This is a genomic window from Bradyrhizobium sp. CSS354, assembly GCF_029051725.1.
Classification (GTDB): Bacteria; Pseudomonadota; Alphaproteobacteria; order Rhizobiales; family Xanthobacteraceae; genus Bradyrhizobium.
The window spans coordinates 659,057-668,373 of the sequence record NZ_JAACFU010000002.1 but is presented as its reverse complement, the minus strand read 5'-3'; the positions used below and the strand labels follow the sequence as shown (position 1 = coordinate 668,373).

Genomic DNA, 9,317 nt, shown 5'->3' with positions numbered 1-9,317 from the left:
CGCCACCACCGCCGCCGGCATCACGCATCGACGAGCTGTAGCGGGGATCGGTCTGCTTCATGTAGGTGGGCGAGGTGTCGTGAGTGATGCTGACGCGGCTTCTGCCGCTCGGCGTTGGCTGCTCGATCGCGATGCCGCAGCCCTCGAAGAAAGCGGAATCGCAGCCATAGGTCCGGAATTGCGCCGCGTTGGCGCTGGTTGCGCTGAACGCGGCCGTCGTCGCCAATGCAAGCAAAGCAACTTTCGGCAATGTGAGTTTCATGGAAATTCTCCAGTCTCGTTTCGGCGAGACCAGATCGGCCCGCACAGTTCTTCGACGAGAGCTGATCGAACCCGGTTCGAGGGAATGGCTTCACGCCAGCGTGAACTGCGCCGGGGGGAGGGACGTTACGTCGCAGCGAGGTCGCGCAGCATGTAGGTTGCGTTGTCGCCGTAGGACGCGAGCTTTGCGCGTAGTTCCGCATCCGCATTGACGGGCCGAAAGCCCAGGCCTTGCCACAGCGGTTGCGTGGCATAGACCGAGACCAGTGCGAGGGTCGCAATGCCGGAGGCGCGCGCCAGCGCTTCGATATCGGCAACATAGTCGCGCGCGACCCCGCCGCGAAAGCCGGGCAGCACGGCGACGTCGTGCAAATAGAGGCAATCCGCATCGCCAGGCAGTTGCTCGAGGAAGCCGTCGAGCGGCGGAATCCGGTGCTGCATCCAGGGATGCGCGAGACCGTAGCCGACGATCCCGTCGTCCGCGACAAGCACGCGGCAGCCATCGGGATAGAGCCGCATCTTTTCCGCGAACACCTCAGGGCTTTCAGGCAGATCGGGATGAATCCGCGCTGCGATCTTGCTGATCGCCGGCAGATCGGAGGCGCGCGCGAGACGCCAATGCGGCTTGCTCATGTCGAGCCGTCGTTCCGTTTCCATCATCCCAGTTTATTCCGATGCGCCGATGCGTGCAGCGAAAAATATCTTTGCCGCCATCACAGGAATACGACGGCTCGCGCGGCGTCCTATCCATGCAAGCCCATTGCATGACAGGAGATACCATGACGTCCTCGATCCGCCTCGCGCTCACGCTCGCAATATCGCTCGCGATGGTTCCCGCTGCTTTCGCGGCGCCTCCGACCAAGACTGGCAAGACCGACAAGGGTAATGTGCTCACCGACGCCAAGGGCATGTCGCTCTATACTTTCGACAAGGATGCGGACGGCAAATCGGCCTGCAATGGTCCGTGTGCGACCAACTGGCCGGTGCTGAAAGCCGAGGCGAGCGATGCCGCCGCCGATGGCTACACCGTCATCACGCGCGACGACGGCTCGAAGCAATGGGCCTACAAGGGCAAGCCGCTCTACACCTTCGCCAAGGACACCAAGCCCGGCGACGTCACCGGCGACGGCTTTCTGAACGGCGCCTGGCATCTGGCGATGCCGTGAGCGGGGTGCACTGCTAGCGCAGCCCCTCATAGACCATCAGCCCGCGTGCGATCTGCAGCTTGCGGATCGCGCGCGGCAGCAGTTTTTCCGGCTGGTGCAGATAGCGCCAGGAGGTGAGGGCGAACGGACCAAGCGCGCCGCATTCGTCGTCGAACGGCGCTAGCACGCCTGTCACGCTGACCGGTGTATGCGGGCGGGCGTTGAACGGCAGCAGCAGCAGCTCGAGATACGCCTTGCTGCCGTCCTCGCGCGCGGCGGTGACGCCGGCAATTGCGCCGAGGCTCTCGTCGGCGACGATGGTCGTGATCTCCTCGATCTCGCGGCGGCTGGCCTCGTTGAACAGCGCCGCAAAGCTCGAATCCTTGAGGTCGCGCCCTGCGAGCGCGCAGACGCGCGTGCCGGCGACGCGGAACGGGAAGCCGAGATTGGGCTCGCAGGACAGCACGAAGATGTCGCCGAGCAGGCCGCGCACGGCGGCCGGATCGATATCGGCGCGGTCAGGGGCCCGCGCAGTGCCGCGCTTCTCGTTCCAATATGCGAAGAACTCGCGGCTCGACGGATGTTTCATGACTGAACGCTTACCCCGGGGCGCAACCTCGCGGGACAAACCTGTCCCGCTTCAGTGCAGCCGCGATCCCTGTGTTGTTGTGCAGGAGGGGCTTTGCAGCGTCCATGCCGCAGCGGCGTTTTCGGCGCCTCTGGCGCTGCCTTTGCGTCGTTAACGTTAAATTAACTATGCCCTTTCCGTGCGCCGCCCCGCTGCTATGGTGACCGCGGTCGCAAGCCTCGCCGCTTTGCTCCAGGTTCTCGGCGAGGCCTGTACACAGGCGTCAAACAGTTTGGTCACCGGCCGCGGGGAGGGGTGGGGATACTCCCGTCTCTCTGGGTACCGGAAGTCCGACACGGATAGGCAGGGCTTTCCCAGGGCCCTGCCTTTTCCTTTTGTGCACTTGCGCAGGGCGGGCAAAGACGACTATCTCGAAGGCCTGTCGTTAGGACTGTCGCTCCGATCGCGCCTGAAAGCGAAGCTGCCTTGGATTCCCCGCCAAATTCTCCGCCGCAAGGTCCTCCGTCGCAAGATGCTTCGCTGGGGGTGCCGGCCGTCGTTGAGGAGGCTCCGCGCGAGCCGATCCTGACGCTGCCCGTGGCGCTGACCGCCTATATCCTCCTGCTCGCGGTGATCCATCTGCGGGTGCTGCTGCCGCCGGAGCTCGAGAACTGGACCATCGACGTCTTCGGCTTCATCCCCAAGCGCTACGATTCCTCGCTACTCAATCTCGAGATTCCCGGCGGTGCCGGCGCCAAGGTCTGGACCTTCGTCACCTATTCGCTGCTGCACGCCAATCTCACCCATCTCGGCTTCAACGTGCTTTGGCTGTTGCCGTTCGGCAGCGCGCTGGCGCGGCGCTTTGGCGCGATCAGGTTCTTCCTGTTTCTCGCGGTGACGGCGGCGGCCGGCGCGCTCGCCCATCTCGTCACCCATGAGCACGCGGTGGCGCCGATGATCGGCGCCTCGGCCTCGGTGTCCGGCGCGATGGCAGCGGCGATCCGCTTCGCCTTCGTTCGCGGCAGCTTCCTGTCGTTCAGCCGATCGGATGCCGATACCGCCGCAAGAGTTCCGGCGCTGCCGCTGTCGCGCGCGTTGCGCGACGGGCGAGTGCTCGGCTTCCTCGCGGTTTGGTTTGGCGTCAACATCGTCTTTGGCGTCGGCGCGATCGGCGTCGATAGCGAGGCCACGAGTGTTGCCTGGCAGGCGCATATCGGCGGCTTCCTTGCCGGCCTCTTGCTGTTCACGCTGTTCGATCCCGTGCCGCGCGTGCGAAGCGATGCTGCGGATGCGTCATCACAGGACATTTCAGACCGTATTTGAAGCGGCGCTTGCGGCGCCGCCCGAATTCATCCATCATTCCCGAGAAGAATGTTCCGAAGCGACAGGCCGTTCGCGGCGATGCTTCGCAAAGCGCACGAGCGTGAAACCGGCGCTGAAACTGTTAGTTGAAGACTCGAAGAACAAGTCCGGACCGCGAACAGCGGACGGTTCCGATTCAGGGAGGCGACAATGACGGTACGTTCGATTCTCAACACCAAGGGCCACCAGATCATGAGCGTCGAGCCGGACGCGAAGCTGGCGGTCGCGGTCAAACTGCTCGGTGAGAAGAAGATCGGCGCTGTGCTGGTGATGAACCAGAGCCGGCTGGAAGGCATCCTGTCGGAGCGCGACATTGTGCGAGTGATCGGCGAACGCGGCGCCGGCGCGCTGGAGGAGCCGGTCTCTCAGGTCATGACCCGCAAGGTCGTCACCTGCAAGGAGACCGACACGGTCGCCGAGCTCATGGAGATGATGACCACCGGCAAGTTCCGCCATCTACCCGTGGTCGACAGCGGCAAGGTGGTCGGCTTGATCTCGATCGGCGACATCGTCAAGCGCCGGGTGCAGGAATACGAGTCCGAGCAGGAAGCCCTGCGCGACTACATCAAGACTGCCTGATCAGTAAGACGGCCTGATCAGTCCTGCTGCTGGTCGGCTTTGGGCGCGGTGCCCTCGGGCGCCGGCGCCAGCTCGTGGATTGCCTCCTGGATGGACTCCAGCGCGCGCTCGGCAGCGCGGGTGCCCAAGGCGATGAGGTCCTCGGAGCGGTGGAAATCGAACCAGCCGAATTGGCCGATCCGCGGAGTGATCAGCATATCGGGCGGATCGCCGGCGAGGCGGGCGCGGGTGATGCGGTCCTGCATGATGTTGAAGGCGTCGACCATCACCGAAGAGAGGCCGGGCCGGGCGCTGCCGCCGCCGAAGAACTCGCGCTTCACCGTCTTCTCGGGCGAGAAGAATCTCGGGAAGCGCCGCTTTGACGTCGGCTCTTCGGCCACGGGGATCACCGGCTCAGGTATCGCGCCGTGCGAATAGACCGTCGTCGAATAGGTGAAGATGTCGCTGGAAAGATTTGCGGCGATGACGATTTCGGCGCCGAGCGCGCGGGCGGCCGAGACCGGCACCGGGTTCACCAATGCGCCGTCGACCAGCCAGCGATCGCCGATCAGGACCGGAGAGAAGATGCCGGGCAGCGCATAGGAGGCGCGCATCGCGTCGACCACGCGGCCGCGCGTCAGCCAGATCTCGTGGCCGGTGCGGACCTCGGTCGCGACGGCAGCGAACTTGACCGGGAGATCCTCAATCTGGCTCTGGCCGCAGGCAGCCTCGAGCCGGGTCGCCAGCTTCTCGCCGCCGATCAGGCCGGAGCCGTTGAGGCGGATGTCGAGGTAGCCAAGGATATTGCGCATCCCCTGCAGGCTGCGGCCCCATTCTTCCAGCGTATCGAGCCGGCCGGCCGCATAGAGGCCGCCGACCACCGCGCCGATCGAGGTGCCGACCACGACTTCAGGCACGATTCCGTTGGCGAGCAGGGTCCGGATAATGCCGATATGAGCGAAGCCGCGCGCCGCGCCGCCGCCAAGCGCAAGGCCGATCACCGGCCGGCGGATGCTGCCCAGGCCGACTTTCTCGGCGACCTTATCGCTGTTCGAACCCCGCCCCTTCAATCTGTCCAGCACCGAAACTCTCCTACGCCGGGACCCGCCATCAGACTAGGCACCGTACTCGCGCTCCGCCAGAACCGGGCCGAAGCATGGTTTATGCCGGTTTGGGAAGCGCACGGGGCAGGAGTATGGCGAGGGACGGATGCCCCTGGGGTAATCACGCAGGCGTCAACCGGGTTCCAAAACCGGATCGCCCGTATTTCTCGGGGGTGCAGAGGCTTGAATTTGCCGCGTTTTCGGTGAAAAGCAGGTGGCATGACTCTCGGGGGTGACGGCATCATCGGATGGCGGCGCAGCGCATCGCTGCTGCCGGCCCTGGTCCTTGCTGCCTGCCTCTATACTCTTGGCCAAAATGCTGCGCAGGCGCAGCTTTTCTCCGATCGTCCACCGCCGGTGCCGCCCGCGTCGGTGCCTGATCCCGGCGGTGCCGTCAGTCTGGCGCCGCCCTCCGGCCCGGGTGCCGGACCGCCGAGCCTGCCGCCGACCCTGTTGCAGCCGACCACGCCCAGCATGCCGCCGCCCGCGGTCACGACCGTGCCGTCCGCCGCGCCGCTCAACGCGGCCGTGCCCGGACAGGGCGTGCTGTCGCTGACGGCGAAATACGGCAAGGACACCCCGCCAATCACCAGCGGCCTGGTCTGGCGCGTGTTTGCCGATCGCCCCGACGAGAACGGCACCTTCAAGCTGATCCGCGAAGACCGCAATGCCACGCCGAACATCGTGCTGCCGCCCGGCAATTACGTCGTGCACGTCGCCTTTGGTCTGGTCAGCGCGGTGCGCACCGTCAGCCTGAAGGCCGAGACCGATCGCGAATCCTTCGTGCTGCCCGCCGGCGGCCTGCGCATCGAGGGCCGCGTCGGCACCAGTCGCATTCCGCAGAACCAGATCTCGTTCGCGATCTACAAGGGCAGCCAGTTCGAATCCGGCGAGCGCGCCTCCCTGGTGCCGAACGTCGCAGCCGGCGACGTCGTGCTGCTGCCGGAGGGCACCTACTACATCATCTCGAATTACGGCGACGCCAATTCGGTGGTGCGCTCGGACATCCGCGTCCAGGTCAGCAAGCTCACCGACGTCACCATCACCCACCGCGCGGCCGTCATCACGCTCAAGCTCGTCAGCGACAGGGGCGGCGAGGCGCTCGCCAACACCGCCTGGTCGGTGTTGACCCCGGGCGGCGACGTGATCAAGGAATCGATCGGCGCCTTCCCGCGCGTCGTGCTCTCCGAAGGCGAATACCGCGCCATCGCCAAGAACGAGGGCAAGGTCTACGAGCGCGGCTTCAACGTCGTCAACGGCGTCGACGGCGAAGTGGAAGTCGTCGCGCGGTAGTGCTTGAGCGGTGATGCCGCATGCGGCCCGAAGCTGGTCTTCGTGCCCAGTGAACACTTCTCATTTAGCGCACGGATCTCCCTTATCTTATTACCGCCAGTCCCATGACGTGTGCGAAGGCGAATGCTCTCCGCTACACCGTTTGGTGTTGCGACTTGAATAGCTTTGTCAGCGCTACCAGGCAGGACCGATCAACACCGGCACCGCCGGCTTATTCCAGCCGCGCGGCGACTTCCTCAAAGCCGGTGCAAGATACCTATTTCCGATAATCAATTTCATTCGCTTTCCATCCTGCTGGGTTATATGTCGGGCATCCCTCTAATGGGGGAGGCCGGAGCAGGCTCGTGCGTCTGCGAGACCGGTAAGGAGCAGGGGACCAAGCTCGTCGGCATGTTCGAAGTGATCCTCACCAGGCGTAAGCGGTTCGGCTGGCGGTGGCAGGTGTGCGACCAATCCGGCAAGAAATTTGCCGATGGCTTCGAGCGCACCCGGCCGTCCGCCAAATATCATGGCGAGCGCGCATTGTTCTTTTTGTTGTCGCAGGCTCATCTGAGCAATCGTTTGGCGACGTCCGGCGAGGACTAGTCGCGTCGGCACGTGCGAGTGTCCGCAGCCTGGCTTGCGCTTCGGTCCATCCGGCGACGAGACTTCTCTGCGAGCGCCGTCAGATATCCACGACGAGCTTGCCCTGCGTCGCGTGATCGCGGATCAGCGCATAGGCTTCATCGATACTCTCCAGCGTGAAGTGCCGCGGATCCAGCAGCGGCAAGAGCTTGCCCGCCTCAACCAGGCGTGTGGCCTCCGCCATGATCTCTCCGTGATGCGCGCGGCCTTCGCCTGACAGCAGTGGCAGCAGCGTGAACACGCCGGAATAGGTGGCGGCGCGGAACGAGAGCGGCGCAAGCCCATGCGTACCCCATCCGAGCGCGCTCACGACATGGCCGAAGCGGCGTACGGCTTCGAAGGAGGCGTCGAGGACCTTGCCGCCGACGGTGTCGTAGACGACGTCGAAGCCGCGGCCGCCCGTATGCTCTGCAACATAAGTCGCGATGGCGGTATCGCGATCGATGAAGGTCGCGCCAAAACCTTCGATGGTGGCGCGCTGCGATGCCGAGCCGGTCGCGAACACATCTGCTCCGAACGCGCGCGCGATCTGGATCGCGATGTGGCCGACGCCGCCTGCGCCGCCATGGATCAACACCTTCTGGCCGGCCTTCAGCGCCGCGCGGTCAATCAGTCCTTCCCAGGCCGTGATGAAGATGAGGGGCAGGGCGGCTGCCTCCCGCATGCTGACATTGGCAGGCTTCAGCGCCAGCAGGTCGGCGTCGACAGCGGCGAATTCGGCGAGCGATCCCTGTACACCGCCGACGCCTCCCGTCATGCCATAGACCTCGTCGCCCGGCTTGAACCGCGAGATGTCATGTCCGGTCTGCTCGATCACTCCGGCGAGATCCAGTCCGAGAATCGCAGGCAGCGGATGGCGCGCATGCGCCGCGGCGCCGGCGTGGATCTTGGTGTCGAGCGGATTGATCCCGCTCGCGCGGATTCGCACCAGCACCTCGCGCGGACCGATCTCGGGCCTGGAGATCGTTGAGAGGCGCTGGGGCGCGTTGTGGGCCTCCAGGACGGCCGCGCGCATGGTCGATTGTCTCGTCATGATCGTCTTGCTCCGTTGATGGCCTCCAATATGCTCATGAACTTTTGCATGGGAAGGAATGAGAATGTACGATTGCCGTGCGTTTTTGTATGAGGGGGCTTCCGGTGGACTGGAGCGATCTGCGCATCTTCCTGGCGATTGCGCACGAAGGCACTCTCGGCGCGGCCGCGCGCAAGATCGGCCAGACCCAGCCGACGATGGGACGGCGACTTCGCGCGCTCGAACAGTCGCTCGGCCAAACGCTGTTCCAGCGCACGGCGGATGGTTTCGTCCTGACCGACGAGGGCACGGCTGTGCTGCGCCATGCCGAGCGGATCGAAGAGGAGGCGCTCGCCTTGGAGCGGCGTGCGTCCGGTGCGGAGACGCAGCTCGATGGCTTGCTGCGTCTGTCGTCGTCGGACTGGTTCGGGACGATAATACTCTCGCCGGTGATTGCCGCCTTCGGCAAGCGCCATCCCAAGGTGACCGTCGAGCTTCTGACCGATGCGCGCCTCTACAGCCTGCCGCGCCGCGAGGCTGATCTCGTGTTCCGCATCAAACCGTTTAGCGAGCCTGAAGTGATCTCCCGAAAGCTGCTCCACATTCCCTACGCACTCTACGGCAAGAAAGGCAGCAAGCCGCCACGCGCAGGCGACGGAAGCGGTGTCCGCGTCGTGACCATGAATACCGAATTCGCCGACATGCCCGATGCCCTGTGGCTGAAGCGCACGCTGCCGAATATGGAAATCGCCTCGCGCAGCAACAACAGGCAGGCGCAGGCGGAGCTTTGCGCGAGCGGCGGCGGGCTCGCGGTGCTGCCGCGCCCGCTCGGCGACCGCGACCGCCGGCTGGTCGCGCTCGACATCGGGGCGACGCCACCCGGCCGCGACACTTTTGTGGGTTATCATCGCGATCTCAAGCGCCTCACCCGCCTGCGCGCGCTGCTCGATCTCGTGATCGAACGATTGGCAGGGTGATGGCTCCTGACACGCTGCCGTAGCCAGGGTGTGCGAAGCGATACCCGGGACAGCTCGTGGAAGGAATCCCGGATATCGCTTCGCTCATCCGGGCTACAAGACCTTGCGGTGCCTGTCGGGCAAAACACCCAAGCTGTCAGTCAATGCACGCAGGCAAAAATATTCCACTTTACCGAAATTCGGAAACGGCGTATGTGTCGCCTACTCCGGCCCAAGGAAGAGGGGCGTATCGCGATCGTCACGAACGCGGGCCGGACGGCGGTGGACGCAGGCCACATCGGCGCGAAGAGTTTCGCAGGGCGGGAAACCGTGAGCGAAAGTGTCGCGCACACGACCGGTGTGATCGGCGTACGGCAAAATCGTGTGGTCCTGGCGCCCGGGGTCTGTGCGCCAAGTGTTGCGGTGATAAGGCGG

11 protein-coding genes are annotated in these 9,317 nt (G+C 64.7%); 6 read left to right on the top strand and 5 right to left on the bottom strand.

Translation table 11 applies throughout. The features are described from left to right. Positions 1-262, bottom strand: a 262-nt coding sequence (locus GWG67_RS07095) for a hypothetical protein (protein WP_275168395.1), incomplete at its 3' end; no start/stop codon positions are given. Between the two features lie 125 nt (positions 263-387). Then, positions 388-894 (bottom strand): GNAT family N-acetyltransferase, encoded by a 507-nt coding sequence (locus GWG67_RS07090; RefSeq protein ID WP_275168394.1) that lies wholly within the window; start codon positions 892-894, stop codon positions 388-390. Positions 895-1,040: 146 nt separating this feature from the next. Between GWG67_RS07090 and GWG67_RS07085 the strand changes: the two genes are divergently transcribed. Then, positions 1,041-1,427 carry a hypothetical protein gene (locus GWG67_RS07085; RefSeq protein ID WP_275168393.1) on the top strand — a complete coding sequence of 129 codons (387 nt, stop codon included), beginning with the start codon at positions 1,041-1,043 and terminating at the stop codon, positions 1,425-1,427. 13 nt (positions 1,428-1,440) lie between these two features. Here GWG67_RS07085 and GWG67_RS07080 read toward each other — a convergent pair whose 3' ends face one another. Further along, positions 1,441-1,995, bottom strand: coding sequence for a PAS domain-containing protein (locus GWG67_RS07080; RefSeq protein ID WP_275168392.1), 555 nt, complete (start codon positions 1,993-1,995; stop codon positions 1,441-1,443). 525 nt (positions 1,996-2,520) lie between these two features. Between GWG67_RS07080 and GWG67_RS07075 the strand changes: the two genes are divergently transcribed. Beyond that, a complete protein-coding gene (locus GWG67_RS07075) occupies positions 2,521-3,297 on the top strand; it encodes a rhomboid family intramembrane serine protease (protein ID WP_275168391.1) in 777 nt (258 codons plus the stop codon). 189 nt (positions 3,298-3,486) lie between these two features. Next, on the top strand, positions 3,487-3,915 hold the full coding sequence (locus GWG67_RS07070) for a CBS domain-containing protein (RefSeq protein WP_275168390.1): 429 nt from the start codon (positions 3,487-3,489) through the stop codon (positions 3,913-3,915). A 17-nt stretch (positions 3,916-3,932) separates the two neighbouring features. Here GWG67_RS07070 and GWG67_RS07065 read toward each other — a convergent pair whose 3' ends face one another. Further along, positions 3,933-4,976 carry a patatin-like phospholipase family protein gene (locus GWG67_RS07065; RefSeq protein WP_275168389.1) on the bottom strand — a complete coding sequence of 348 codons (1,044 nt, stop codon included), beginning with the start codon at positions 4,974-4,976 and terminating at the stop codon, positions 3,933-3,935. A 240-nt stretch (positions 4,977-5,216) separates the two neighbouring features. Between GWG67_RS07065 and GWG67_RS07060 the strand changes: the two genes are divergently transcribed. Both GWG67_RS07060 and GWG67_RS07055 read left to right on the top strand, forming a co-directional pair. After that, complete coding sequence (locus tag GWG67_RS07060) at positions 5,217-6,290, top strand: hypothetical protein (RefSeq protein ID WP_275168388.1); 1,074 nt, start codon at positions 5,217-5,219, stop codon at positions 6,288-6,290. A 390-nt stretch (positions 6,291-6,680) separates the two neighbouring features. Beyond that, positions 6,681-6,875, top strand: a complete 195-nt coding sequence (locus GWG67_RS07055) for a hypothetical protein (protein ID WP_275168387.1) — start codon at positions 6,681-6,683, stop codon at positions 6,873-6,875. Between the two features lie 79 nt (positions 6,876-6,954). Here the strand turns inward: GWG67_RS07055 and GWG67_RS07050 are convergent, their stop codons facing one another. Further along, complete coding sequence (locus GWG67_RS07050) at positions 6,955-7,947, bottom strand: zinc-dependent alcohol dehydrogenase family protein (protein WP_275168386.1); 993 nt, start codon at positions 7,945-7,947, stop codon at positions 6,955-6,957. Between the two features lie 104 nt (positions 7,948-8,051). Between GWG67_RS07050 and GWG67_RS07045 the strand changes: the two genes are divergently transcribed. Further along, complete coding sequence (locus tag GWG67_RS07045) at positions 8,052-8,903, top strand: LysR family transcriptional regulator (protein WP_275168385.1); 852 nt, start codon at positions 8,052-8,054, stop codon at positions 8,901-8,903. Positions 8,904-9,317: the final 414 nt, after the last annotated feature.

Excerpts from the sequence above, each read along its gene's own strand:
- GWG67_RS07090 (WP_275168394.1), bottom strand. The coding sequence starts at position 894 with ATGAGCAAGCCGCATTGGCGTCTCGCGCGCGCCTCCGATCTGCCGGCG.
- GWG67_RS07085 (WP_275168393.1), top strand. The coding sequence starts at position 1,041 with ATGACGTCCTCGATCCGCCTCGCGCTCACGCTCGCAATATCGCTCGCG.
- GWG67_RS07080 (WP_275168392.1), bottom strand. The coding sequence starts at position 1,995 with ATGAAACATCCGTCGAGCCGCGAGTTCTTCGCATATTGGAACGAGAAG.
- GWG67_RS07070 (WP_275168390.1), top strand. The coding sequence starts at position 3,487 with ATGACGGTACGTTCGATTCTCAACACCAAGGGCCACCAGATCATGAGC.
- GWG67_RS07060 (WP_275168388.1), top strand. The coding sequence starts at position 5,217 with ATGACTCTCGGGGGTGACGGCATCATCGGATGGCGGCGCAGCGCATCG.
- GWG67_RS07055 (WP_275168387.1), top strand. The coding sequence starts at position 6,681 with ATGTTCGAAGTGATCCTCACCAGGCGTAAGCGGTTCGGCTGGCGGTGG.
- GWG67_RS07050 (WP_275168386.1), bottom strand. The coding sequence starts at position 7,947 with ATGACGAGACAATCGACCATGCGCGCGGCCGTCCTGGAGGCCCACAAC.